Genomic DNA, 23,575 nt, shown 5'->3' with positions numbered 1-23,575 from the left:
GAGGATCATGAGGTGGAGGACAGGGTGCGGTACCGCGAATTGGGACGCAGTGGGCTGTCGGTGTCCGAGATCGGCTACGGCGCGTGGGGTATCGGCGAGTCGGCCTGGGTGGGTGCGACCGAGGACGAGTCGGTACGCGCCCTGCACCGGGCCGTCGACCTCGGGGTGAACCTGATCGACACCGCCCGGGGCTACGGCGAGAGCGAGCGGATCGTCGGCCGGGTGGTCCGAGAGCGGGCCGGCGACGAGGTGCTGGTGGCAACGAAGGTGCCGCCGAAGAACGGGATCTGGCCGGCGCCGGACGGCCTCGACCCGGCCGAGACGTTCCCGGGCGAGCACATCCGGGCCAGCCTGGACACCAGTCTGCGGGCCAGCGGCCTGGACCACTTCGACGTGCTGCAGTTCCACGTCTGGAGCGACGACTGGGTGGGTCGGGGCGACTGGCTGGAGACGGTCGCCGAGCTGAAGCGGGAGGGCAAGATTCGGCTCTTCGGCGTCTCGATCAACGACCACCAGCCGGACAACGCGCTGGAGTTGGTCCGCAGCGGTGCGGTGGACAGCGTGCAGGTCATCTACAACATCTTCGACCAGGCGCCGGCCGACGCGCTGCTGCCGGCCTGCCAGGAGCACGGGGTCGGGGTGATCGTCCGGGTGGCGTTGGACGAGGGTGGGCTGACCGGGCGGATCACCGCCGACACGACGTTCCCGGAGGGCGACTTCCGCAACCGCTACTTCCGGGACGACCGGCCGGCGCAGGTCGAGCGGCGGGTGGCCGCGATCGTCGCCGACCTCGGCATCACCGCCGACCAGATCGCCGAGTACGCGCTGCGGTTCGTGCTGAGTTCGCCGGCGGTCTCGACGGTCATCCCGGGCATGCGTTCGGTCCGCAACGTCGAGCGCAACGTGGCGGTGAGTGACGGCCGGCCGCTGACCGCCGACCAGCTCGCGGTCGTGGCCGGGCACCGCTGGCTGCGGAACTTCTACGGCTGACCGGACCGAACCCGTTCGGCCCGGCCGCCCTGGGAACCGGGGTGGCCGGGCCGGCGTCGTACCGGGTGGCCGATGTTCGGCTCCGGGCCTTCGGGGGGACGACGTGGCAGCTTCTCCGGTGCAGCGGCGACCGTGGATCGCGCTGGTGGTTGGCGTCCTGGCCCTGGCCGGGGTGTTCGGCGTACTGCTGTGGGACGGGGGCCGCCTGCTGTCGTCCGGGTCCTCCTCCGCTGACGAGCCGTACTACAACTCCACCGTCGACCTGGAGGGCAGCGCCGACCTGATCGTCCGGGGCGGTTTTGTCGACAGCCGGGAGCACTCCGACCGGGGTTGGCCGGAGGTCACCGCGACGCTCAGGGTCGACGCGGTGGCCAAGGGCGAGGTGAGCGTCGGCGACACGGTCGAGGTCTCGTACGCCCGGCCGGGCTCCGGGCCGGACGCCCCGGACGGGCTGGACCCGGACGGCGGCGAGTACGTCTTCCTGCTGGTGGTCTGGCCGGAGGGCGGGTCGAGCCTGGTCAACACCACCCAGGGCTTCTACCGGATCGAGGGCGGCCGGGCGGTCGCCGGTGAGGACAACCCGGTCCCGCTCAGCTCGACGGTCCGGCAACAGCTCGGTCTCAGTTGAGGTGTCCGGCACACTTCTCTGACTATTGTCAGAGATATGGCGACGCTGAGCGAGCAGGCAGCCCTGGTCCGCGACTTCAACCGCTACTACTCCCGACGGATCGGCCTGCTCACCGACCGCTATCTCGGCCAGGCCCGCCCACTCAGCGAGGCCCGGCTGCTCTTCGAGATCGGCACCGGCGCGGACGTCCGCGACCTGCGCGCCCGACTCGGCTGGGACTCCGGATACCTCAGCCGCTCGCTCCGTTCCCTGGAAGGTCAGGGTCTGGTCGAACTCCATCCACACCAGACAGACGGACGGGTACGGGTCGCCGGGCTCACCGACGCCGGCCGTACCGAACTCGCCGAACTCGACCGGCTCTCCACCACCCGCGCCGTCGAACTGCTCGAACCGCTCACCGCCGCCCAGCGGGACGAACTCGTCGCGGCGCAACAACAGACCCGACGGCTGCTGCGGCTGGCCGCCGTCACGGTCGAGGTGGTCGCGCCCGACTCGGCGGTCGTGCGGCACTGCCTGTCCGGGTACGCCACCGAGCTGACCGCCCGCTTTCCGGAGGGGTACGACACCGGGGCGCTGGTCGCCGACGCCGAGGTCGACGGCGACCGGGGTGCCTTCCTGGTCGCGTACGAGCACGGCGAACCGGTCGGCTGCGGGGCGGTACGTACCCACTCCCCCGGCGTCGGCGAAATCCGCCACCTCTGGGTGCACGCCGACGCCCGTGGACTGGGCCTGGGCCGCCGACTGCTCCGGGAACTGGAACGGCAGGCGGAGCTACGCGGCCTGCACACCGTGCGGCTCGGCACGCACCGGGTGCTGACCGAGGCGGCGACGCTCTACCGCGCCTCGGGGTACCGGGAGATCCCGACGTACGACAACTCGCCGTACAACCACCTCGCCTTTGAACGGGTGCTGGTCGGCGACGACGTGCTGCCGTCGCTGGACGGCCGCCGGTTCGCCGCCGTCGACGAGGTGGCCGGCGGGGAGGTCGACACCGCCACCCGGTTCGACTACCGGGAGCGGAACGGCGAGGTCTCGGCGACGTACACCGGGGGTGCGATCCGGACCGGGCACCTGGTCGGCACCCGGGACGGCAACACCCTGGACTTCCGGTACGTGCAGCTCAACCGCTCCGGCGAGACGTCGAGCGGGCACTGCGTGTCGGTGCTGTCCCGGCTGCCGGACGGGCGGCTGCGGCTCGACGAGACCTGGACGTGGGAGTCCCGGTCCGGTTCCGGCACCAGCGCCGTCGAGGAGGTGCGGTAGCCGACCCGGACGCCAGAACCGGTCAGCCGAGCCGCTGCCGCAGCCAGCGCAGGGCACCGACGCCGAGCCGGCGTTTCTCGAGGGCGATCGGTTCCAGCCCCGGCGGCATCAGCGTCATCCCGCCGGCGACCAGGAACCCGGTGTACGCGGCCAGGACCGCGTCGACGTCGCCGGGCTCGACCGGCATGGTCGACGCGACGCTGGACAGGTACGGCTCGGGATCGAGACCGTCCGCCGCCGCGCTGCCGAGCACGGTGACCAGGTCGACCACGGGTGCGCCGAGTCGGGCGTGCGGCCAGTCGACAAAAACCACCCTGTCCTCGGTGAGCAGGATGTTGTGCGGGTACAGGTCGAAGTGGACCAGCGAGTCTCCCTGCGCGGCGCGCAGCCCGCGCGCCTCGAGTTCGGTCAGCCGGGTCAGATTGGCGGCGGACCAGGGCGAAACGGCCGACAGCCGGTCGCGGTCGAGTTCGGCCCACCCGCCGAGTCGTGGATGGTCGGTGCCGAGCGGTACCGGTGACGGGGTCACCGCCCCGGCGAGCCTCGCCACGGCCCGCACCGTGCGCCGCAGGTCCCCGTCCGTCCACGGCCGGGCCGGCTCGGCACCGTCGACACACTCGAAGGCGAGCACCGTCCACCCGGTGATCTCGGAACTGCTCAACAGCCGGGCGGCCGGCACGTCCGCCGGCAGATGCCCGGTGACCACCGCCTCGGCCCGGTAGTGGCCGGCCTCGACCGGCCAGCGCGTCCCGTCGACGGCCTTGACGAAGACGCGACGGCCGTCCCGCAGGCCGAGCCGCGAGGCGAAGCCCGGCGAAAACCCGCCCGAGCAGTTGTCGGACCGGGTGACCGGGCTGCCGACCAGTTCCTCGACGCCGGTACGCAGCGTCGGCGGCAGGTCGTCCCACAACGGTCGACGTTTGCTTCCGAACATGATCCTCGCTCTGTCGCGGTCACCCGGGCCGTCGTTGGTCAACCGGTGTCAGGAAAATGGGGCGTCCTGGATTGAGGGCGAGCACCGGGATGGCGTCGATTTTGCCAGCATCCAGCGCATCCCAGTAGATCCCGCCCGGGCGACGGGAAGACCCGCACCGGATCACCTCGTCCGGAGTCACGATCAGGTCGACTCTGAAATCGTGGGGTGACTCCGGAAGCGGACGGTCGAGCACCTGCGCCGCGTGAACCGTGGTTGCCAGGATGGTTTCTGGTCCGATGAGGCCGGCCTCCATGAGCAGGGCGACCTCGATGTCGGAGTAGCCAGCCCCCTTGCCCACGCGCACGCCGTCTCGGTTGACCGCGACACTGCCGCAGATCACCAGGTCAACCGGCCGCATCTGGTCAACCCCGACCTTCGGCGCGTTTGCCGCCGCACCAGCGCTGGTAGCGACCCTAGCGGAGTCGTCTCCCACAATCGCCGGATCGAGAAGGTAGAAGGGTTGTGCGTCGGCAAGCTTCGGCACAGCCATATAAACCAACTTCGCCTCGGCCAGCGCCCGCATCCGAACTGCGAACTGGGCCTTGTCCGGATTCGACTTGACAACGCGTGCACGGTGCCACTCCGGCAGGTCCGCGAGACGCCGGGCGGCGGCCTCCGCACCGACGAAGTTGGGGATACGACCGTACGGTCCAGGGGGCGGAACGGCGCCCAGGCGATCCAGCCGGCCCCAGACCTCATCGCGTACGCGCCGCTTTTCCTGCTCCGTTTCCATCGGGTGTCCTCACCCAGCCATCAGCTGGAACAGTCGGTCCGTAACTTCCTGTACGTCAACACGGCCGCGCCATGGACGCAGCTCGCGTCCTACCTTGAACAGGACGTTCATACCGCCGCCCGCACGGGTCCGCTCGACCACGTCAACGCCCGCGTGCAACGCGACAACCGCCCCGTCGATCTCGCGCTGCCGCAACCGCGCCAGCGCGAGGTTGCCGGAGGTGATCGCTCGGGACTTCGTCCGGTCCGACAGCTGCGTCATCGCCGCTTCGAGCAGGGTTTCCGCCTTCCGCGCATCCCCGAGGGAGAGGTAACAGGAGCCAGCCACCCGGGCAAACTGGGCGGCCGCCACCAACGGACGACAGGGGTCGGTCTCGGGTGTCACGCCCAGCTCGCGTCCGGCATCGCCGAGCGCCCGATCGCACGCCGATCGGTCTCCGAGCATGGCGTGGGCTTCACCGACGTGCAGCGTGGCCAGTCCGGCGAGCGCGTGGCTTCCGAAGCGGTGCGCCAATTCGGTCGCCTGCGCTGCCTGGGCGAGGCCGCGCCTCAGGTCCCGGTCGGCGTAGAGGGCGACATAACCGCTCCGCAGCCGTGCGTGTGCCTCCTGCAGCAGGTCGTCTCCCTGCCGCGCCGCACTGGTCGCCTGCTCGTAGTAGGCCACCGTGGTCGTACGGTCCCGACGCTGCGAGGCGTCCCAGACGAGTTGACCCAGCAGAATCAACGAGGTGGCGTGTACTCGGGCCAAGGCACGCCGCACCTCGACCGCCGAGGCGTGTGCCCGGAACAACGCGATGTCGGCATGCAGTCGGACGGCGTTCGGCAGGAGCGCTGTGGACGGGGTGCTGTCGTAGCGCAACGTCAGCACATCCAGTTCGTCGCGGAGTTGAGCCGCGGTAGCCAGGTCCACAGCCCGGGGCGATCTCAGGGCATGCCCGAGGCGTTCGGTGCGGCGAGTATTGACCTCGCCGATATCCTCCAACAGTTCGGTGATCTTCTCCAACGGAACCTGGAGTGCGTCCGCGAGGCGTGGGCGGGCCCACGGCTGCGGATCGGATTCCGCCCGCTCCCAGCGAACCACCGTCGTGCGGTCCACCCCGAGCTTCTCGGCGAGGCTCTCCTGGGTGTGTCCGACCGCCCTGCGTCTGTCCGCGAGGCGCTGCCTTTTCAAGGCCATCAGTGAACTCCCCGCCCACATGTCACGGAAACAGCCTCGGACAGTTACGCATATCGCTGATCGTATTGCAACGTTCCTACGCCATTTCCGCCGAAGTCACGCGCTGGGCCGGCCCACCGTTTGGGCAGCAGGCTGATGACACGGCCCGGGGCGGATGCTGGGCCACCGGTTCCCGCCAAGCCGGCGTGGCGGGCTGCCGACCCCGTCCGCCTCGGCGCCACCCAGAAGCGGATCGACAACAGGGGGCAACGTGGTGTTGGTGGCAGCCGCCCGGAGGGCGGAATCCGATGGTGTTGCGTCTGTCGAGTTGCCGGGCGTACTTCCGGATGGTGGTGGGCGACGGTGAGCGCACGCTATCCGAGGCCGACCCCGGCGGAGGTCAGATCTGTTCGTTTCGGTCGTGGTCGGTGGCGGCGTGGTCTCGACCCGGACGAGGTGTACGGGTTCCTGGACCGGCTCGCGGACGAGATGGAGTTGCTGCGCCGGGACATCCGGGTGGCCCGCGAGGACGCCGACCGGGTGAAGGCCGCGTTGCGGACCTGGCAGACCCGGAACGCCCGGGCGGTCGACCAACGCTGGCGTGGTGGGCGGCAGCGATGAGCGAGCCCTCGGGCAGACGACCGTCAGCGGCTGTCGAGGTCACCGACGAGATGGCCGCGCGCTTCCGGGACACGCTGCTTGAACACGCCAACGATCGGGAATCCGGCGTCTGTGTGCGGTGCGGTCGAAACCGCTGTGACGAATGGCGCTGGGCGTACGAGCGACTGGTCCTCGCCGGTCGCCTCGATGACCTGCCCCGCCTTTGGGCCGGTCCCTAGAAGTTGGGAGGCACGAGGTTGACGACACGCGCCCCGGGCGGAACCCAGTTGCGTGATGACCGGTGGATTTGAGTAGTCTTTGCGCCATGTCGAGCCCTGAGGCATCCAAGGTGGGGGCTTTCGGTCACGCCGTCAGCCCCCTGAACCACTGAGTTCATAGTCCGCTTCCCAGCAGCCTTCGCTGCATGGGCATCTGCGCACACCCTTGGGCGCTGGCCGCGGTGACGAGACGTCTCCCCGTTCTCTCTCACCTCGGAGTTCTTGATGCCTCTGCCGCTCTACCTGCTTGCCGTGGCGGTCTTTGCCATGGGCACCTCGGAGTTCATGCTCGCTGGCCTGGCGCCAGACATCGCCACAAGCCTCGACGTGTCGATCGGGGCCGCCGGGCTTCTGACCTCGGCGTTCGCTGTCGGGATGATCATCGGCGCACCGCTTATGGCGGCGCTCGCGCGCCGGTGGCCTGCCCGGGCCAGCCTGCTGGGCTTCGTGCTGGTTTTCGCCATAGTCCACGTCGTGGGGGCCCTCACGACGAGTCTCGCAGTTTTGCTTGTCACCCGGGTGGTCGCCGCCGGGGCCAACGCGGGCTTCCTGGCCGTGGCACTGAGCACGGCGGCCAACCTCGTCCCATTTGACCAGAAAGGGCGCGCGCTGGCGGTGCTGCTCTCGGGTACGACGGCGGCCACCATCGCTGGGGTTCCCAGCGGTGCGGTGCTCGGCACAGTCTTCAGCTGGCGGGCAACCTTCTGGGCGATCGCACTGCTCTGCCTTCCCGCTGCCTTCGGCGTCGTGAAAGGCATCCCGGCCCGGGTCGGAAAGACCCCTCGAGACACGTCGGCCGGCCCGTCTCTTCGGGACGAGATCGCCCAGCTCGCGATGCCCAGACTGGTCCTGGTCATGCTGCTCGGTGCCCTGGTCAACGCTGCCACCTTCGCCACGTTCACCTTCCTGGCACCGATCGTGACCGACACCGCCGGCCTGGGTGAGCTGTGGGTCTCGGTCGTGCTGGTGCTCTTTGGTGGCGGGTCCTTCGTCGGCGTCACCCTCGCGGGACGGCTCTCCGATCAACGTTCCGGCATGGTGATCGCAGTCGGTGGCCCGCTGCTGCTGCTCGGCTGGGTCGCGTTGGCGACCCTGGCTGCCCAACCGGTGGCGCTTCTGCTCCTCGTGTTCGTGCAGGGCACGCTCTCCTTCGCGTTGGGCAGCACCCTGATCGCGAGAGTGCTCTATGAGGCAGCAGGCGCCCCCACCATGGGAGGGTCGTATGCGGCCGCCGCGCTCAACGTCGGTGCTGCCGGCGGCCCCGTCGTGGCAGCAGCGACCCTCGGGACCGATGCCGGCGACCTCGGCCCGGTGTGGGTCAGCGGCCTCCTGGTTACGGTCGCACTGCTCATTGCCCTGTCCCTCCGGCGATTCATCGCATCCGGCGTCGACCAGACGATTCCATGACTCATGCGAACGCTCCGTTGAGTGTCGAGGGACGGCGGCGACTCATCGAGCGCTGCCGACCCCGACGGAGATCCGAGCCGTACGTTTCGGTCGGGGAAAGTGCCGGCGTGGTCTCGACCCGGACGAGGTGTACGGGTTCCTGGACCGGCTCGCGGACGAGATGGAGTTGCTGCGCCGGGACATCCGGGTGGCCCGCGAGGACGCCGACCGGGTGAAGGCCGCGTTGCGGAACTGGCAAACCCGGAACGCCCGGGCGATCGACCAACGCTGGCGAGGTGGGCGGCAGCGTTGAGCGACCGCCAGGATCGGGCGTCCATCGACGGAGTCGGGGGCAGCCGCGAGACAGAACCTAGTCGGACGGGATCGTGCGGGTGGCCTGGATGGCGCGGCGCAGCCGACCGTCGGCAGCCAACTCGCCGAACATGTAGATCTCGGTGCTGATGGTGCCGCCCTTGCGCAGTTCGGCGATGAGCCGGTACCGGGCGGCGACCTGGTCGCCGTCCACCAACGCCTGCTCCACCTCGACCCGGAGGGCGGTGGCCCGTTTGCGGGCCGGACGGATGTGGTCCAGCAGCCGCTTCCGGTCCAACAGCACGCCGTCGTTGATCAGCTCGTAGTCCGGCGTGTGGTAGCGGTCCAGCACGGTCGCCGGGTCCTCCTCGCCCAGCCCGGCCTCCTCCGGGTACCTCAGCAGATAACCGGTCAGGTCGGTACGGGGCGTCATGCCATCCCTCTTATCTTTGACATGCTGTCCACGATAACGCCGCCCGGTAGATTAGACAACGTGTCAGAGATAGCAGACGGTCGGCGCCGGCGGCGGCGCTCGGATGCCGAGCGCAGTGCCGCAGCCGTGCTCGACGCCGCCGTCCACGTGCTCGGTCGGCATCCCGACGCGAAAGTGGAACAGGTCGCCGCCGCGGCCGGCGTCACCCGCCAGACCGTGTACGCCCACTACCCCTCCCGACCGCTGCTGGTGGCCGCGGTCGTCGACCGCATCACCGCCGCAGCCGTCGCCGCCCTCGACGCCGCCGAAGCCGACACCGACAGCGTCACCGAGGCACTGCTGCGCTGGCTCGACGTCACCTGGCGACTGTTCGACCGGTACCCGCTGCTCCTGCACCCGTCGGTGGCCGCCGTCGACCAGGCGGACGCCGACCGTCAGCATGCCCCGGTTGTTGAGCGGCTGGAGCGGCTGATCAGACACGGCCAGACCACCGGCGAGTTCGACAGCAGCCTCAGCCCGGCCTGGTTGGTCTCCGCGACCATCGCACTCGGTCACGCCGCCGGTGGCGAGGTGGCCGCCGGCCGCATGACCACCACGGAGACGGCGACGGCGCTGCGACACAGCATCCTGCGCCTGTACGGCGTCCACGAGACCTGATCACTCCCGTACGCCGACCCGACCCCCGTCGGGGGCCCGGCCGCCGGCGACGTGCCGGGCCGGACCCCCGACGGTCATGTCTCCAGTTCCGTCACCGCAGGGCGTAGGCCCGGATGATGGTCTGGTCCTGTGCGTTGCCGTCGGAGTCGGTGACCGCCGAGCGCAGCGAGACGAACTCCGCGCCCACCGGGTGGTCGACGGTGACCGCCCACTGACCGCGCTGCCGCGTGACCGTCACCGGTTTCCAGCTCCGGCCGTCGTCGTAGGAGACCTCGACGGTCAGCGTGGAGATCTGCCCGGGGTGGTCGCTGCCGTTGCGCTGCACCGAGACCGGGATGGTGAACGGCTCGCCGGCGGGCGCGGCGTTCTCGTTGTCGAGGTCCGGTGCGTACCGTACCGCCAGCAGCGGCAGGTAGCTGGCGTACAGGGGATCGTCGTGGCGCTGCGAGGCGAACGTCCACTCCACGTCGATCCGGGTGGAGAGGCGGGCGTAGGCGGACCGGTCCGCGGTGGTACGCACGGTGTACACCGCGTCTTCCGGTCCGACCTCGAACACGCCACGGGTCGCCTCGTCGGACTCGCCGATGACCTCACCGTCGCGCAGCAGCTGGGTCTTGCCGGGCAGGAACCCGTCACCCCAGCGACCTCGACCCTGGTCGGACACCAGCGTCTGCTGGAGGTACAGCTGGTCCTGGTTCCGGAATGACGCTCCGCCGCCGTACTGGGCGCCGGCCATGGCGGGTCCGAACACGCCGACGTTCCAGCGGACGGTGGTGGTCCTGCCCCGGCGGAACACCACCGGCGCGTACTGCATGAACTGGGTACGGATGTCGCCGTCGATCACCTCGTTGAAGCTGCGAAAGTTCCACGGCACGTCCGGGGTGTAGTACTCGTCCAGGGTGACGGGCAGTGGGACGGTGACGTCGAACTCGCGGAGCCCGGTCGCGCCGGGTGTGCTCGTGGCGTGCTCGGACCGGACGTGCGCGAGCTCCTGTCGCCGGTCGTGCCATCCAGGCGTACGCGAAATGCCGTTGTCCACGCGTTTCAGCTGGTACAGGTAGGGACTGTTGTCGAACGATTCGCCGTTCCACCGCGCCATGAGGGTCTCGACGGTGAAGGTGAAGTCGTCGTGCCGGGTGGCCGACGGTTTGACGGTCAGGTCGGAAAGTCGCCCGGCCGGCACCAGGGTCGTCGTGCCGACGTAGCCGCGTCCGTTTCCGAGTTCGCGTCCGTAGTCGAGCTGGCTGTGGACGTGCCGGGCGGTCGGATCGTCGATCGTGATGTCGACCGGCACAGTCTCCCGGACGTCGTAGACCACCTCGGTGTCCTGGGTGACCATGAACGTCGGCTCGGCGAAGTCCGCCAGGCGACCGGTCGCCGCGTCCGGGACGTACCCGGTGTAGGTGTATTCCCCGCGAGGCAGCCGGAGCGTGATCGGGCCGGTGGCGAAGCCCTTGTAGATGCCGACGTGATCGATCGGAACGAACCGGTAGCGGAACTCGTCGCTCGGCGTTCCGTCGTACCCGATCGCGCTCACGGTGACGTCGTAGCTCTCGATCTCCCGGTGGACCGCGACCGGTGTGCGGAGCGCACCGCCACCGCTCGACGCGTCCCGGGTCGCGACGACCACGCCCGTGAAGGCGCCGGTGGGTCCGTCGAAGCTGGTGTCGGCGGTGACCGTGGTGCTCGCCTGGCCGCCGGCCGGCACGGTCAGCGACGCGGGGGCGAAGGTGAACATGCCCTCCGGGGCCGGGGCCCCGTCCTCGCTGACCACGTCGGCCGCGAGGTCGAGCGAGACCGGGCCGGTGCCGAGGTTGGTGTAGGTGAGGGTCCTGCTGATCGGCTTGTTGTCGTGGTGCGGCCACCGCACCGCGCCCAGGTTGAGGTTCGTCGGCGAGGCGACCACCGTCGATCTGACGGCCGCGGCGAGGTCCACCCGACCGGCGCCCTGCTCGAAGACGGTCAGGCCGTCCTTCGGCACGGCGTTGCCCATCAGCGTGGCCTTGATCTGGTCCGGGCTCCAGTCCGGGTGTGCTCCGGCGAGGATCGCGGCCGCGCCGGCGACGTGCGGGGCGGCCATGGAGGTGCCGGAGAGCGGCATGTGGCTCTGCCCCGGTTCACCGAGCACGCCGTTGCTGGCCCGGGCCGCGACGATGTCGACGCCGGGCGCGGTGATGTCCGGTTTGATCGCGCCGTCGAGGAGCCGCGGGCCGCGCCCGGAGAACTCCGCGAGTTCGTCGTCGCGGTTGACCGCGCCCACGGTCAGTGCGGCATCAGCCGTGCCCGGCAGGTCGACGTAAGCCGGTTCGTTGCCCGCCGCGACCACGAACAGCGCCCCCGTCCGGGCGGTGAGTTCGTTCACCGCCTGTGACAACGGGTCCGTGCCGTCGCTGGGGCCGCCGCCCAGACTCATGTTGATCACATCGGCGCCCTGCGACGCGGCCCACTCCATGCCCGCGAGCACTGCGGACTCACTCCCGAAGCCGTCGTCGGCGAGCACCTTCACGTTGAGGATCCGGGTGTCCGGCGCGACTCCCCGGTGCCGGGGATCCGCACCGGTGACGATGGACGCGACGTGGGTACCGTGCCCGTTCCGGTCGTCAGGGTCGGCACCGCCGGTGAAGTCGCGGGCGTCCACCACCGCGTCGGCGAGATCCGGGTGGGTGGCGTCGACCCCGGTGTCGAGCACCGCGACCGTGGTGCCCGCGCCGGTGTGTCCGGCAGCCCAGGCCGCCGGCGCGCCGACCTGCGGCACCGAGTGTTCCAGCGCCGCCCGGACCCGCCCGTCGAGCCAGACCCGGTCGGCGGTGCGTGCCGTCGGCCAGTACGCGGCGGAACGCTCCACGGAGAGAGCCGTGGCGCCCACGGCTGGCAGCTCACGGCTCACCCGGGCGGCCGTGCTGCGCGGCGCCGGCCCGGCGTGGTCGACGATCAGCGGCAGCCGGTCGGCCAACGTGTCGTCGAACCCGGCCTCGACAAGCTCGGTGACGTTGAAGAGCCGCGGATCCAGTTTGCCCTGCGCCAGAAGCGCCTGCGCGTCCTCGGGTACGACGTTCGTGTCACCCCGTTCGTCGGTGTAGGTGTGGAACACCATGTGTTCCCGGCCGTGCGCCGCCCGCACGTTCAGCACCCGGGTACCGCTGACCGTCACGGTGTCCCCGGTCAACAACGTGACGGTCACCCCCGCAGAAACGGGTGGCTGTGCCACCACAGGGCTGGCCACCGCCTCCGGCACGACCGCACCGGATGACACCGTGACGGCGGCCAGGAGCCCCGACAGGGCCGATCTCATTCGCATCGACAACTCCGACTCTACTGTGGACAGACGAGGGAGAGCGGGCCGCACCGACGCAGACCACCCGGATGGACGCGGCTCAGCCGGTCTGACCGACCTCGTCGACGACGGTGAGGACCAGTGCGGCGAAGGTTCCCGCGACGCCCGAGATGCCGAGTAGGTCGTCGGCGATCCCGGATCCGAGCCGCCTCGCCAGGTAGCGGCGGACGTACGGCGCACACCTAACGGAGATCGTCGCGAAGCTCTCGGGATCCCGGACGGACCGCGCGATCACCGCCGCGCCCGTCAGCACGCCGACATCGGCAGCCTTGACTCGTTGTGACCAACTCATGCACGACCTTCCGCGGGCCCGAAACTCATCACCTGTTATCCGCAGGCCGCGGGAAAAAGGTTCACGGGCGGAGCATGTCGGCGGCGGTCAGCGCACGACTTCGAAACCTGCTCGGTCAGACCCCGGACGGGTACGTCTCGAGTTCACCGGAGGCGACCCAGGTCGGCAGCGGGTGCAGGGCAGTGGTGTGGTCGCACCAGACGAAGGCGTCGTAGCGGTCGCCGAGCCGGGTCGGCACGTAGTTGCCCCACGCCTCGAACGACGGGTCGTAGACCACGCCGATCGCCCGGTGGTCGGCCTCCTGCACCAGCCATTCCGGCTGGTCGCCGTGCGAGAGGATCAGCAGCGCCCGGTCCGGGAGCAGGGTGTGGAACCGCTCCTCCAGCGAACCTCCCCGGGCCGGCGGCACGGTCATCACCTCGCACGGGGCACCCCAGCGCGGCGCGGCGACCACCGTTCCCTCGTAGCTGCCGAAGCCGACGAGGACAACGTCGTCGGCACCGTACCGTTCCCGGGCGAGTTGCCCGATGTTGACCATCCCGTTCGGGGACATGTCGGTGGCCCGGGCGTCGCCGACGTGGGTGTTGTGCGCCCAGACCACCGCCTTCGCGTCCCGGCCGTACCGGTCCAACAGCCGGTCCAGGGTGTCGGCCATGTGGGTGTCCCGGACGTTCCACGACTGCGGGCCGCCGCCGACCATCGCCCGGTAGTACTTCTCCGCTCCGGCGACCACGGCGGCGTTCTGCCACGCCGAGAAGCTGTCCGCGCCGTCCCGGGCGGCCCGTTCCCGGGTACGCGCCAACAGCCGTACCACCTCGTCCTCGCAGCGGGCCGAGACGAACCGGCTGGCCACGCCGTACTCCTCGATCCGGCTGCCGTACGGCTCGAAGCAGCGGTACGCCTCGGCGGCAGCCTCAAGCGTCGCCGGGTCCTCCTCCCCAAGGTAGTCGAGGATGGACTGCATCGACTCCCAGAGGCTGTAGACGTCGAGGCCGTGGAAGCCGACCCGGGCCGGCTCGGGCCGCTCCAGGTTCCAGGCGCGCAACCAGCGGCAGAACCGGACCACCTCGGCGTTCGCCCACATCCAGGTCGGCCAGCGGACGAACCGTTCCAGCGCGCTCTGCGGGTCGGCGTCGGCGCCGGGCGCGGCGGTGACCGACCGGTGCACCAGGTCGCAGTCCGGCCAGTCGCCCTCCACCGCCACGAACGAGAACCCGTGCTCGACGATCAGCCGTCGGGTGAACTGCTCGCGCAGCCGGTAGTAGTCGTACGTGCCGTGGCTGGCCTCGCCCAGCATCACCACCCGGGCCGAGCCGACCCGCTCCAGCAGCGGGTCGAAGTCGCCCGGCGCCCCGAGCCGCTCCACCAACATGCCCACGGCTACCCCGGCCGGCCGGTGAACAAACGCGGCAGCGGCCACCCGGCCGGACCGCCCTGGCATACGGACGGCCCCCCGGGGTATCTCCCCGGTCATGAAGCTGGACGCGATGCAGTTGCAGGACTACCTCTCCGGCCTGGACTATCCGGTGTCGAAGGAGGATCTCATCCGGTGGGGCCAGGAGACCGGCCTGGACACCGAGACCCTGCAACTGCTGCGTTCCCTCCCCGTCGACCAGTTCCAGTCCCCGAACGACGTCGGCGATGCGATCATCGAACTCTCCTGACCGGTCCGGCCGGGGGCGGGACTCCTGTCCATCCGCCGACCGGGCGGCTCACTCCCCCGCGCTGTCCAGGTACGCCAGCACGGCCAGCACCCGCCGGTTGTTGTCGTCGGACTGCACCAGGTCGAGCTTGCCGAAGATGCTCGCGGTGTGCTTGCCGACCGCGCTCTCGCTGAGGTGGAGTCGCTGGCCGATGGCGTGGTTGGAGCACCCCTCGGCCATCAACCCCAGCACCTCCCGCTCCCGGGGCGTGAGCCGGGCCATCGGCGCGTTCCGGCCGCCGCGGACGAGCAGCTTGGCGATCACGTCCGGATCCATCGCCATCCCGCCACCGGCCACCCGGCGGACCGCGTCGACGAACTGCTCCGCGTTGAAGACCCGGTCCTTGAGCAGGTAGCCGACCCCGCCGCTGCCGTCGGCGAGCAGTTCCCGGGCGTAGAGCTGCTCGACGTGCTGGGATAGGACGAGCACCGGCAGCCCCGGCACCTCCCGGCGGGCGGCCAGCGCGGCCTGCAGCCCCTCGTCGGTCTGGGTGGGCGGCAGTCGTACGTCCACCACGGCGACGTCGGGGCGGAGCCGGAGCAGCGCCGCCAACAGCTCCGGACCGGTCTCGACCGCCGCCACCACCTCGAAACCGTGTGCGGTCAGCATCCGGGACAGGCCGTCGCGCAGGAGGTAGAGGTCCTCGGCGAGGACAACACGCACGGCGCCTCCAGGGTCACGCCGGTCGGCCGGCCGACGGCTCTGCGGTTCGACGACGCCGCCGAATGTACTAGGCCGGCTGCCGTCAGGCGGGGATGGCGACGGTCCGGCCCTGCTCCCGGGCGGTCTGGGCGGCGGCGAGCACCGCCACCACCTCGCGGCCGAACCGTACGTCGCAGCGGTGGTCCCGGGTGCCGGCGTTCACCTCCGCGAGCAGTTGCTCGACCGCCAGGCCGTACGCCTGCACCGCCGGGGCGTCCCGCTGGGGTACCACCTCGATGCCGTTCTCGCCATGGAAGACGACGTCGAACGTGGTGGAGGCGGGTGGGGCGTCGAGGGCCAGGGACAGCGTGCTCGTCGCGCCGTCGGCGTGGCCCAGCATCAGGTGGACGCTGTCCCGGGGACCGTCCATCGCGGCGACCCGGACGACCTGGCCGAGCACCGGGATGATCAACGAGAGCGCGTGCGGGCCGATGTCCCAGAGTCCGCCGTGGGCGCGGCGCCAGGCCGACCCGCCGTACGGGTTGCCGGGCTGGAAGATCGACGCGTAGATGGCGCCCCGGGCGCCGTGCCAGCCCCCGGTGGCCGCCGCGGCGGCGAGGAAGCCGGCGATCGTGGGATGGAACCGGTTGGTGAAGAAGACGATCGAGGCGACGCCGGACGTCTGCGCGGCGGTCACCACCCGGTCGGCGGCCGGCAGGGTCAACGCGAGCGGCTTGTCCAGCAGCAGGTGCCGGCCGGCGGTGGCGGCCCGCACCGCGATGTCGGCCTGCACGTCCGGCGGCAACGCGACGGCCACCGCGTCCACGGCCCCGATCAGGGCGTCGACGTCGTCGAAGGCCGGTACGTCGTACTGGTCGGCCAGCGCCCGGGTCTTGACCGGGTCTCGGCCCCAGACGCCGGCGAGCCGGGCCCCGGGGTGGGCGGCGAGCGCCGGGGCGTGCACCTGGGCGGCCCAGTGACCGGTGCCGAAGAGTCCGAACGTGAGCAAGGCGGGGCCCCTCTGTGGTTGGGCGTCGGGTGGCCAGATCTTCCTAACACACCTGGTCGGACGAACCGGGCAGACCTAACCAGCCCGCCGCCTGCGCCGCCGGTTCCGGCCGCCGCGCCGCTGACCGAACCGCCGCACCATGTCGTACGCCTCCCGCGCCTCGGCGACCGCCCGGTTCGCCTCGGAGTGCAGTTCCCAGGCGACGGCCTCGGCGGCCGAGGTTTCCTGTTCGGCGCGCCGGGCCATCGCCGCCGCCCGCTCGTACGCCCGGCGTGCCTCGGCCAGCAGCATCCGGCTGCGTTCGAGTAGCCGCTCCCGCTGCTCCTGCGCCGGGTCCCGGTGCCCGGAGCGACCGAACACCTCACGCAGTTGCGCCAACGAGAGGTCCCCGCGCTTGTACGCCGCCAGGGCGGCCCGGGACACCGCGCGGTCCTGTTCCGGGTCGGGCTCGGCGGGCGCCGGCGCCCGGTCGGCGGCCTCCCGGCCGGCGAGCACCGCCTGCCAGGCCCGTTCGTAGTCCCGCTCGGCCGCCTCCTGGGCCAGCCACGCCGTGTGCCGCTCCCGCTCCGCCGCCGCGAGCGCGACCCGGGCCGCGCCGGCGATCGCGGCGGCGCGGCCGGCGTCGGTCTGGACCCCGATCGCGTACGCCTCGAGTTGCTCGGCGGCGGCGCGCAGCCGCTCCGGGTCGGGTCGCCGCTTCCTCGGCTGCCGGTCCGTCACCACGGCGAGGAAGAGCAGGGAGAACAGCACCGCGCCACCGGCGATCAGCAGTGCGGAGGGCGCGTCGATGCCGGACAGGTCCACGCCCTGGGCTCCCGGTGAGGTGGGGGTACGGGTGCGGCCCAATCATAGAAGATCCTGATGCCCTGGCCATGATCGCACACCTCGCGGACCCCTTCGACCCGCGCTACTACGCCGGTTAGTAGACTGCGCCGGTGAGTCGATACCGGTCCCGCGCCGCCGTGCCGCCGTCTCGCGCGGGCTCCCGCCCCGGGGTCGACCGGTGAACGAGTTCCTGGTCGCGCTGACGATCGTCCTGTCACTCGTACTCGCGGTCTGGAGTCTGGTCACCACGATCCGCAACCGGCCGCCGGACCGTTCGCACCTCGCCGGCCTGGCGGTGGTGGAGCTGGCCGTGCTCGCGCTCGCGGTCACCGCGCTGGTCTCCTGGGCCGGCGGCGCACAGCCCGCCGAGGCCGGGACCTTCGCCGGCTACCTGTTGACCCTGGTCTGCCTGCCGCCGTTGGCCGGGGTGCTGGGCCGGATGGAACCGACCCGCTGGGGATCCGTCATCGTCACCGTGGTCTGCCTGGTCATTCCGGTTGTCGTGCTGCGCCTGCAGCAGACCTGGCAGGTACCGGGTGTCTGAGCCGACCCCCCGGTCGGGCACCCGCCCGACGCCACCGGACGGCGGCCCCGAGGCCGCGGAGCCGACCGGGACGCGGCGGATCAACAGTGGCCCGGGACGGGCCCTGGTCGCCGTCTACATCCTCTTCGCGATCGCGGCGAGCTGCCGAGCGGCGGTCCAGATCATCACGAAGTTCGACGAGGCGCCGGTGGCGTACCTGCTCTCCGCGCTCGCCGCGGCGATCTACATCGTGGCCACCGTCGGGCTGGCCCGGGGTGACGCGGTCGGACGGCGCACGGCGCTGGTCTGCTGCTCGGTGGAGTTCGCCGGGGTGCTCGCCGTCGGGGCGCTCAGCCTGGTCGACCCGGCGCTCTTCCCGGACGACACGGTCTGGTCGGACTTCGGCGGCGGCTACGGGTACGTCCCGCTGGTGCTGCCGGTGCTCGGCCTGCTCTGGCTGCGGCACACCCGCCCCGGACGGACCTGAGCCCACCGGCGGGCCGGGCCGGCCCGGGTACCGGCGACGGTCAGGCGTAGCTGTCGGCGCGGCACAACCGGATCCAGCGGTAGCCGTAACCGGCGATCTCCAGGGCGTCGAGCTTGCCAACCGGGGCGTACTCCTGGTCGGCGAGGACGTCGTTGGGCAGGTCGGCGTCGGCGTACAGGCTGCCGAGGTCGACGGTCGCCGCCTCGGTGCCGAGGTTGTGCAGGAAGAGCATCGAACCGGTCGGGCCGTCGGCACGGTGGGCCAGCACCCCGGGCGGCAGCTCCTGGTCGACGTGGGTGCAGGAGCCGGAGCCGACCTCCGGCGCCTCCCGCAGGGTACGGATCATGCGCTCGAACCAGCCGAGCAGCGAGCCCCGGTCGTGCCGCTGTGCGGTCACGTTGACCCGGCGGTAGTCGTACTCGCCGTTGCTGACCACCGGCCGGACCAACCGCTCCGGTTCGGCACTGGAGAACCCGGCGTTCGGCTTCGTCGACCACTGCATCGGGGTACGGATCGCCTCCCGGCCGGGCAGCGACAGGTCCTCCCCCATGCCGATCTCCTCGCCGTAGCGGAGAACCGGGGTCCCGCGCAGCGAGAACTGCAGCGAGTACGCCAACTCGATGCGACGCCGGTCGTTGCCGAGCATCGGGGCGAGCCGGCGTCGGATGCCCCGCTCGTAGATCCGCATCTCCTCCTCCGGGCCGAACTCCCGGTAGACGTCGGCGCGCTGGTCGGCGGTGAGCCGGGACAGGTCGATCTCGTCGTGGTTGCGCAGGAAGGTGGCCCACTGGGCACCGGGCGGCAGCGTCGGGGTGTCCCGCAGCGCCTCGATGATCGGTTCGGGGTCCTGGCGGGCCAGGGCCAGCATCAGCCGGCCGTTGAGCATGAAGTCGAAGAGCATGTGCAGCCGGTTGGCGGAGCCGCCCCGGTCGGCGAAGTACTCGACGAGCTGCGCCGGCGGCACGTTCGCCTCGGCGAGCAGCAGCGCGTCGGCGCGCCGCCACTGCACGTGCTGGCGCAGCTCGGTGAGGAAGTCGAAGTCCTTCGGCGAGTCGGGGTTGCCGGGCTCGGTCAGCTCGATGATGAACGGCACCGCGTCGATCCGGAACCCGGCGACCCCGAGCTGCAGCCAGAACGACATGATCTTCTTGATCTCGGCCCGGACCGCCGGGTTGGCGAAGTTCAGGTCCGGCTGGAACCGGTAGAAACGGTGGTAGAACCAGGCCTTGCCGGTCCGGTCGTAGCTCCAGGTCTCGTCCTGTTCACCGGGGAAGACCATGCCCTGTCGACGGTCCGGCGGCTCCTGCTCGGACCAGACGTACCAGTCCCGGTACGGCGAGTCCGGTGCCGAGCGGGCGGACCGGAACCACGGGTGCTGGTCCGAGGTGTGGTTGACCACCAGGTCGATGATCACCCGGATGCCCCGGTTGCCGGCCTGGTGCAGCAGTTCGGCGAAGTCACCGAGGCTGCCGAGCCGGGGGTCGACGGCGTAGAAGTCGGTGGCGTCGTAGCCGTCGTCGCGGTGCGTGGTCGGGTGGATCGGATGCAGCCACAGGCAGGTCACGCCGAGCCGGGCCAGATAGTCGAGCCGGCCGATCAGCCCGTTGATGTCGCCGACCCCGTCACCGTCCGAGTCCGCGTACGTGTCGATGTCGAGGCAGTAGACCACCGCCTCGGCGTACCACCGGTCCGTCATGGGACGGGAACTTCTCCGGTTCGGCCGGTCCGCAAACCGTCCGCCGTACGGGTGGCACACCGGCACCCGGGTGTAGCCGTCGTCGACCCCGGGTACGGAGACGTTCCCCGACGGAGGGGAGTAACCGTGGCCCTCGCCGAGGACGTCGGCCCGACCCGACTCGGCGGGCTGACCGGTTGGATCGCCGGTGTGATCGACTCACTCGGTGCCGCCGGGGTCGGTCTGCTGGTGGCGCTGGAGAACATCGTCCCGCCGATACCCAGCGAGATCGTCCTGGCGATGGCCGGTTACCTGGCCGGCGAGGGGCGGACGAACGTCTTCCTCGTGGTCGTCGCCGCGACCGCCGGTTCGGTGCTCGGCGCGCTCGCGCTCTACTGGGTCGGCGCCCGGCTCGGTGAGGACCGGTTGAAACGCTGGCTCGACCGGATCCCACTGGTCGACACCGACGACCTGGACCGCGCCGACCGCTGGTTCGAGCGGTACGGCAGCTGGGCGGTCCTCTTCGGACGGATGATCCCGGTGATCCGCAGCCTGGTGTCGGTGCCGGCCGGCGCCAACCACATGCCGCTGGGCCGGTTTGTCGCGCTCACCACGTTGGGCAGCGGTCTCTGGAACGTGATCTTCGTGGCGCTCGGCTACGCGCTCGGCGCACAGTGGCAGCAGATCGACCGCTACACCCGGTTCTTCGACTACAGCCTGCTCGCGGCCTTCGTACTGATGATCACGGTGTGGGTGGCGAAGAAGGTCCGGAAGCGTCGGCGCCGGGCCGGCGACCCGGTCAGGGCAGCGTGTCGAGGTGCGGTCGCACGGTACGGGCGAAGCCGTTGCCGTTCGCCACGTCCCAGTTGATCGACCAGGTCATCGCGCCCCGGATCCCCGGATAGGTGCGCGGCGGCCGGAAGCTGCCACAGCTGGTCCCCTTGGCCAGGCAGTCGAGTGCCTGGTTGACAAGTGTCGGGGCGACGATGCCACCGCCGGCCGCCCCGGGCCCGGCGGGCAGGCCGAGCGCCACCTGGTCGGGCCGGAGTCCGGCCTCGAGCTGGAGGCAGGCGAGCGCGGTCATGAAGTTCACCGTGCCCTGGCTGTACGCGAACGCCTGGTCGCAGCCGAGCATCGAACCGGAGTTGTAGAACTGGGTGTGCACCACGGTGAGGATGTCCCGGATGTCGAGCGCCAGCTTGAAGTACGACACCGAGGGTGACTGCATGTCGATGGTCTGCGGCGCCATCGTGATGATCAGGTTGGCGCCGACCCGGTTTCGCAGCGTACGCAGCGCCTGGGCCATGTACGTCGGGTTGAGTCCGTTCTCCAGGTCGATGTCGACACCGTCGAAGCCGTACTGCTGGATCAGGTTGTGGACGCTGGTGCTGAACGCGGTGGCCGAGGCGGCGTCGTTGACCGCAACCCGACCGGTCTCACCGCCGACCGAGAGGACGACCTTCTTGCCCCGCGCCTGGACGGTGCGTACGTCGGTGCCGAAGTCGGTGTTCGTGTAGCCGCCGAGCGAGGCGGACAGGCCTGGGTCGATGCCGAAGGTGACCGCACCGGGCGTGCTGGTCGCCTCGGCGAAGGCGACCGCGATCAGGTCGTACTCCGCCGGCACGTCCCGCAGCCGCAGCTCGACGGCCGGGTTGTCGAAGTTGTGCCAGTACCCGGTGAGGAAGTGCCGGGGCAGACCCTGGCTCGGTGGGTTCGTGGTGGGCGGGGTCGTGGGCGGGGTCGTCGGCGGCGTGGTGGGTGGGGTGGTCGGCGGTCCGGTGGTCGGTGGGGTGGTCGGGTCGGTGCCGCCGCCGCACGCGGCGCCGTTGAGGGTGCAGTTGCCCGGACTGCCCGGGCCGGCGCCGAGGAAGCCGAACGAGAGCGACGCGCCGGGGGCGAGGGTGCCGTTCCAGGACCGGTTGGTGAAGGTGTGCCGCTGGCCGTTGACGCTGAGCAGCGCGTCCCAGTAACTGCCGACGGTGGTGCCGGCCGGCAGGTCGAAGGCGAGCGTCCAGCCGTTGATGGTGCTGGTCCCACCGTTGGTGATCGTGTACCTGGCCTCCCAGCCGGTTCCCCAGTCGGCGGTCTTGACGAAGGTCGCGGTCGGGCCGGCGGCGTACGCGGGGCCCGCGCCCCAGGCGACGCCGACCGCTGCCAACAGGCCGACGACAACGGACAGGGCCAGGCTTCTGCGACGTCTCATGGGCTCCTCCACCGGGGGTCGGGCATCCACCGCCATCAACTGTCCGCTAATTATTAGGATAGTTAACTGTTGATGTCCAGACCTCTGCCGTCACGCCTGCGGCACGGCCCCGGCGTGCCGACGCCACGCCTCGTGCAGCCGCACGTACACCTGGTAGAACTCGTCCGGCTCGAGGATGATCCGGTTCCGGTGGCGGACGGATCCACGCCGCCACACCGGGGTCTCCAGCTCCCACGGCCCGTCGGGGCCGGAGACCGTGATCCAGATTGCCGTCGCCTCGAAGTCACGCGCCTGCCCGATCCAGATCTGCCGCACCGCGTACCAGGGAATCGTCCGGGTCCGGGCCAGATGACACACCCGCACGCCCTTGGCCCCGACGAACACGTCGACCGCGAGGATGCGCCAGACGAGCAGTTGCCAGAGGGCCACGAAGCCCACGACACCGAGGGTGGTCCCGACGGTGCGGCCCGGCGTTGCGAGGTAGCCACCCAACGGGAGCAGGCCGGCCACGCCAAGGAGGATCCGCAGGCCGAGCTTGCCCGACGACTCGTACGGGGGCTCCCAGTCCGTCATGAACCCATCGTCGGGACCCGGGGCAACCCACCGTCGACAGCCGACCCGACCGCCGGACCCCGAACACCGCTCAGGACCGGTCGGCGCCGACCGGTTGGATCCGGCGACGCAGCAGGGTCTGCTCCAGCACGGTCCACGCGGTGGTGGTGACGAGGTAGATCACGGCTGCCAGCGGCACCACCGCCGCCGCCAGCACCGTCGCGTACGGCAGCAGCGGCAAGAACCGGGCCAGCGTGGCGGCACCCGGCAGCACCTCCTCCCCCGTCGAACCGGAACGCCCCGGGGCGGAACCCGCCGACAACTGACCCGCTGCCGCCTGGGCCTGACGCATCCGGCGTGACGACAGCCAGGCCAGCAGCACCAGCAGGGCTACCAGTACGGCGTACAACGGCCCCGCCGAACCGCCCAGACCGTCGGCGACGTGATGACCGAGCGGCACGCCGAAGAGCTGCTCGCGCAGCAGCCCGGCCTGGTCACCGGCCCCGCCCGGCAGGGCGAACAGCCGATACATGACCAGGAAGAACGGCCACTGCAGCAGGGCCGGCAGGCAACCACCCACCGGGGACGCGCCGGTACGACGCTGCAGGTCGAGCAGTTCGGTGCGCAGCCGATCCGGCTGGTCGGCGTACCGCCGGCGAAGTTCTCGGATCCGGGGCGCGATCGCGGCGGTGCGCTGCTGGCCACGGATCTGTGCCCAGCTCAACGGCGAGATCAGCAGCCGGACCAGGACGGTGAACAGCACGACGGCGACGGCGGTGGCGGCGCTGCCGGTGACCGGCCCGACCAGGCCGGCGAGCAGGGAGACGAGATGGGCGGCGACACCTACGGTGCCGTCCAGTGGTGCGAAGGCGAGCATGGGGATACCCCTCGGTTCGGTCCGGAGACGCCGGATGCGCGG

25 protein-coding genes are annotated in these 23,575 nt (G+C 70.9%); 11 read left to right on the top strand and 14 right to left on the bottom strand.

Features of this window, described 5'->3' with window-relative positions:
* Positions 1-12: 12 nt before the first annotated feature.
* From ABGB05_RS13225 to ABGB05_RS13215, 3 genes are all read left to right on the top strand, one after another.
* Entirely contained in the window at positions 13-990 is a 978-nt protein-coding gene (locus ABGB05_RS13225) for an aldo/keto reductase (RefSeq protein WP_347653546.1), read from the top strand.
* A gap of 103 nt (positions 991-1,093) precedes the next feature.
* Positions 1,094-1,618 (top strand): hypothetical protein, encoded by a 525-nt coding sequence (locus ABGB05_RS13220; RefSeq protein ID WP_347653545.1) that lies wholly within the window; start codon positions 1,094-1,096, stop codon positions 1,616-1,618.
* Between the two features lie 36 nt (positions 1,619-1,654).
* Complete coding sequence (locus ABGB05_RS13215) at positions 1,655-2,881, top strand: MarR family winged helix-turn-helix transcriptional regulator (RefSeq protein WP_347653544.1); 1,227 nt, start codon at positions 1,655-1,657, stop codon at positions 2,879-2,881.
* Positions 2,882-2,903: 22 nt separating this feature from the next.
* On the opposite strand, the gene ABGB05_RS13210 is transcribed toward ABGB05_RS13215, so the two are convergent.
* From ABGB05_RS13210 to ABGB05_RS13200, 3 genes are read right to left on the bottom strand one after another with little or no spacing between them, the layout of a single operon-like run.
* Entirely contained in the window at positions 2,904-3,815 is a 912-nt protein-coding gene (locus ABGB05_RS13210) for an aminoglycoside phosphotransferase family protein (RefSeq protein ID WP_347653543.1), read from the bottom strand.
* Between the two features lie 19 nt (positions 3,816-3,834).
* On the bottom strand, positions 3,835-4,590 hold the full coding sequence (locus ABGB05_RS13205) for a 5-formyltetrahydrofolate cyclo-ligase (protein ID WP_347653542.1): 756 nt from the start codon (positions 4,588-4,590) through the stop codon (positions 3,835-3,837).
* A gap of 9 nt (positions 4,591-4,599) precedes the next feature.
* Positions 4,600-5,766 (bottom strand): helix-turn-helix transcriptional regulator, encoded by a 1,167-nt coding sequence (locus ABGB05_RS13200; protein ID WP_347653594.1) that lies wholly within the window; start codon positions 5,764-5,766, stop codon positions 4,600-4,602.
* A 342-nt stretch (positions 5,767-6,108) separates the two neighbouring features.
* On the opposite strand from ABGB05_RS13200, the gene ABGB05_RS13195 reads away from it, so the two are divergent.
* From ABGB05_RS13195 to ABGB05_RS13185, 3 genes are all read left to right on the top strand, one after another.
* Positions 6,109-6,366 carry a DivIVA domain-containing protein gene (locus ABGB05_RS13195; protein ID WP_347653541.1) on the top strand — a complete coding sequence of 86 codons (258 nt, stop codon included), beginning with the start codon at positions 6,109-6,111 and terminating at the stop codon, positions 6,364-6,366.
* Between the two features lie 482 nt (positions 6,367-6,848).
* On the top strand, positions 6,849-8,030 hold the full coding sequence (locus tag ABGB05_RS13190) for a Cmx/CmrA family chloramphenicol efflux MFS transporter (protein ID WP_347653540.1): 1,182 nt from the start codon (positions 6,849-6,851) through the stop codon (positions 8,028-8,030).
* Positions 7,915-8,322, top strand: coding sequence for a DivIVA domain-containing protein (locus ABGB05_RS13185; RefSeq protein ID WP_347653539.1), 408 nt, complete (start codon positions 7,915-7,917; stop codon positions 8,320-8,322). The genes ABGB05_RS13190 and ABGB05_RS13185 overlap by 116 nt, the downstream gene beginning before the upstream one ends.
* 57 nt (positions 8,323-8,379) lie before the next feature.
* On the opposite strand, the gene ABGB05_RS13180 is transcribed toward ABGB05_RS13185, so the two are convergent.
* A complete protein-coding gene (locus ABGB05_RS13180; protein ID WP_347653538.1) occupies positions 8,380-8,754 on the bottom strand; it encodes a nuclear transport factor 2 family protein in 375 nt (124 codons plus the stop codon).
* A 60-nt stretch (positions 8,755-8,814) separates the two neighbouring features.
* Between ABGB05_RS13180 and ABGB05_RS13175 the strand changes: the two genes are divergently transcribed.
* Positions 8,815-9,411 (top strand): TetR/AcrR family transcriptional regulator, encoded by a 597-nt coding sequence (locus ABGB05_RS13175; RefSeq protein WP_347653537.1) that lies wholly within the window; start codon positions 8,815-8,817, stop codon positions 9,409-9,411.
* A 91-nt stretch (positions 9,412-9,502) separates the two neighbouring features.
* Here ABGB05_RS13175 and ABGB05_RS13170 read toward each other — a convergent pair whose 3' ends face one another.
* The 3 genes from ABGB05_RS13170 to ABGB05_RS13160 all read right to left on the bottom strand — a co-directional run bounded on the left by ABGB05_RS13170 (position 9,503) and on the right by ABGB05_RS13160 (position 14,409).
* The gene (locus ABGB05_RS13170) at positions 9,503-12,709 is read right to left on the bottom strand and encodes a S8 family serine peptidase (RefSeq protein WP_347653536.1); all 3,207 of its coding nucleotides are present in this window, start codon (positions 12,707-12,709) and stop codon (positions 9,503-9,505) included.
* 76 nt (positions 12,710-12,785) lie between these two features.
* Positions 12,786-13,037, bottom strand: coding sequence for a hypothetical protein (locus ABGB05_RS13165; protein WP_347653535.1), 252 nt, complete (start codon positions 13,035-13,037; stop codon positions 12,786-12,788).
* 115 nt (positions 13,038-13,152) lie between these two features.
* Positions 13,153-14,409, bottom strand: a complete 1,257-nt coding sequence (locus ABGB05_RS13160; protein ID WP_347653534.1) for an erythromycin esterase family protein — start codon at positions 14,407-14,409, stop codon at positions 13,153-13,155.
* A 100-nt stretch (positions 14,410-14,509) separates the two neighbouring features.
* On the opposite strand from ABGB05_RS13160, the gene ABGB05_RS13155 reads away from it, so the two are divergent.
* Complete coding sequence (locus ABGB05_RS13155; RefSeq protein ID WP_347653533.1) at positions 14,510-14,701, top strand: DUF2795 domain-containing protein; 192 nt, start codon at positions 14,510-14,512, stop codon at positions 14,699-14,701.
* A gap of 48 nt (positions 14,702-14,749) precedes the next feature.
* Here the strand turns inward: ABGB05_RS13155 and ABGB05_RS13150 are convergent, their stop codons facing one another.
* From ABGB05_RS13150 to ABGB05_RS13140, 3 genes are all read right to left on the bottom strand, one after another.
* Positions 14,750-15,403: a response regulator transcription factor gene (locus ABGB05_RS13150; RefSeq protein ID WP_347653532.1), complete on the bottom strand. Its 654-nt coding sequence runs from the start codon at positions 15,401-15,403 to the stop codon at positions 14,750-14,752.
* Between the two features lie 82 nt (positions 15,404-15,485).
* Entirely contained in the window at positions 15,486-16,391 is a 906-nt protein-coding gene (locus ABGB05_RS13145; RefSeq protein WP_347653531.1) for a Gfo/Idh/MocA family oxidoreductase, read from the bottom strand.
* A gap of 75 nt (positions 16,392-16,466) precedes the next feature.
* Positions 16,467-17,195: a hypothetical protein gene (locus tag ABGB05_RS13140; RefSeq protein ID WP_347653530.1), complete on the bottom strand. Its 729-nt coding sequence runs from the start codon at positions 17,193-17,195 to the stop codon at positions 16,467-16,469.
* A 199-nt stretch (positions 17,196-17,394) separates the two neighbouring features.
* Between ABGB05_RS13140 and ABGB05_RS13135 the strand changes: the two genes are divergently transcribed.
* Both ABGB05_RS13135 and ABGB05_RS13130 read left to right on the top strand, forming a co-directional pair.
* Positions 17,395-17,760, top strand: a complete 366-nt coding sequence (locus ABGB05_RS13135) for a hypothetical protein (protein ID WP_347653529.1) — start codon at positions 17,395-17,397, stop codon at positions 17,758-17,760.
* Between the two features lie 79 nt (positions 17,761-17,839).
* Positions 17,840-18,226, top strand: coding sequence for a hypothetical protein (locus tag ABGB05_RS13130; protein ID WP_347653593.1), 387 nt, complete (start codon positions 17,840-17,842; stop codon positions 18,224-18,226).
* Between the two features lie 40 nt (positions 18,227-18,266).
* Here ABGB05_RS13130 and ABGB05_RS13125 read toward each other — a convergent pair whose 3' ends face one another.
* On the bottom strand, positions 18,267-19,922 hold the full coding sequence (locus ABGB05_RS13125; protein WP_347653528.1) for an alpha-amylase family protein: 1,656 nt from the start codon (positions 19,920-19,922) through the stop codon (positions 18,267-18,269).
* Positions 19,923-20,048: 126 nt separating this feature from the next.
* Here ABGB05_RS13125 and ABGB05_RS13120 point away from each other — a divergent pair, with 126 nt between their 5' ends.
* Positions 20,049-20,771 carry a DedA family protein gene (locus ABGB05_RS13120; protein ID WP_347653527.1) on the top strand — a complete coding sequence of 241 codons (723 nt, stop codon included), beginning with the start codon at positions 20,049-20,051 and terminating at the stop codon, positions 20,769-20,771.
* On the opposite strand, the gene ABGB05_RS13115 is transcribed toward ABGB05_RS13120, so the two are convergent.
* The 3 genes from ABGB05_RS13115 to ABGB05_RS13105 all read right to left on the bottom strand — a co-directional run bounded on the left by ABGB05_RS13115 (position 20,701) and on the right by ABGB05_RS13105 (position 23,533).
* A complete protein-coding gene (locus ABGB05_RS13115) occupies positions 20,701-22,104 on the bottom strand; it encodes a cellulose binding domain-containing protein (protein WP_347653526.1) in 1,404 nt (467 codons plus the stop codon). The two genes, ABGB05_RS13120 and ABGB05_RS13115, sit on opposite strands and share 71 nt — an antisense overlap.
* A gap of 90 nt (positions 22,105-22,194) precedes the next feature.
* On the bottom strand, positions 22,195-22,677 hold the full coding sequence (locus ABGB05_RS13110; protein ID WP_347653525.1) for a hypothetical protein: 483 nt from the start codon (positions 22,675-22,677) through the stop codon (positions 22,195-22,197).
* A 70-nt stretch (positions 22,678-22,747) separates the two neighbouring features.
* Positions 22,748-23,533, bottom strand: a complete 786-nt coding sequence (locus ABGB05_RS13105) for a membrane protein insertase YidC (RefSeq protein ID WP_347653524.1) — start codon at positions 23,531-23,533, stop codon at positions 22,748-22,750.
* Positions 23,534-23,575: the final 42 nt, after the last annotated feature.

Origin of the sequence: Plantactinospora sp. B5E13 (assembly GCF_039871775.1) — a bacterium.
In the GTDB taxonomy this organism is placed as follows: Bacteria; Actinomycetota; Actinomycetes; order Mycobacteriales; family Micromonosporaceae; genus Plantactinospora.
The sequence above is the reverse complement of the archived record's forward strand: the minus strand, read 5'-3'. Positions and strand labels throughout refer to the sequence as shown.

Excerpts from the sequence above, each read along its gene's own strand:
- ABGB05_RS13185 (WP_347653539.1), top strand. The coding sequence starts at position 7,915 with ATGCCGGCGACCTCGGCCCGGTGTGGGTCAGCGGCCTCCTGGTTACGG.
- ABGB05_RS13200 (WP_347653594.1), bottom strand. The coding sequence starts at position 5,766 with ATGGCCTTGAAAAGGCAGCGCCTCGCGGACAGACGCAGGGCGGTCGGA.
- ABGB05_RS13180 (WP_347653538.1), bottom strand. The coding sequence starts at position 8,754 with ATGACGCCCCGTACCGACCTGACCGGTTATCTGCTGAGGTACCCGGAG.
- ABGB05_RS13160 (WP_347653534.1), bottom strand. The coding sequence starts at position 14,409 with ATGTTGGTGGAGCGGCTCGGGGCGCCGGGCGACTTCGACCCGCTGCTG.
- ABGB05_RS13125 (WP_347653528.1), bottom strand. The coding sequence starts at position 19,922 with ATGACGGACCGGTGGTACGCCGAGGCGGTGGTCTACTGCCTCGACATC.
- ABGB05_RS13170 (WP_347653536.1), bottom strand. The coding sequence starts at position 12,709 with ATGCGAATGAGATCGGCCCTGTCGGGGCTCCTGGCCGCCGTCACGGTG.
- ABGB05_RS13215 (WP_347653544.1), top strand. The coding sequence starts at position 1,655 with ATGGCGACGCTGAGCGAGCAGGCAGCCCTGGTCCGCGACTTCAACCGC.
- ABGB05_RS13115 (WP_347653526.1), bottom strand. The coding sequence starts at position 22,104 with ATGAGACGTCGCAGAAGCCTGGCCCTGTCCGTTGTCGTCGGCCTGTTG.
- ABGB05_RS13190 (WP_347653540.1), top strand. The coding sequence starts at position 6,849 with ATGCCTCTGCCGCTCTACCTGCTTGCCGTGGCGGTCTTTGCCATGGGC.
- ABGB05_RS13155 (WP_347653533.1), top strand. The coding sequence starts at position 14,510 with ATGAAGCTGGACGCGATGCAGTTGCAGGACTACCTCTCCGGCCTGGAC.
- ABGB05_RS13110 (WP_347653525.1), bottom strand. The coding sequence starts at position 22,677 with ATGACGGACTGGGAGCCCCCGTACGAGTCGTCGGGCAAGCTCGGCCTG.
- ABGB05_RS13205 (WP_347653542.1), bottom strand. The coding sequence starts at position 4,590 with ATGGAAACGGAGCAGGAAAAGCGGCGCGTACGCGATGAGGTCTGGGGC.
- ABGB05_RS13105 (WP_347653524.1), bottom strand. The coding sequence starts at position 23,533 with ATGCTCGCCTTCGCACCACTGGACGGCACCGTAGGTGTCGCCGCCCAT.
- ABGB05_RS13165 (WP_347653535.1), bottom strand. The coding sequence starts at position 13,037 with ATGAGTTGGTCACAACGAGTCAAGGCTGCCGATGTCGGCGTGCTGACG.
- ABGB05_RS13210 (WP_347653543.1), bottom strand. The coding sequence starts at position 3,815 with ATGTTCGGAAGCAAACGTCGACCGTTGTGGGACGACCTGCCGCCGACG.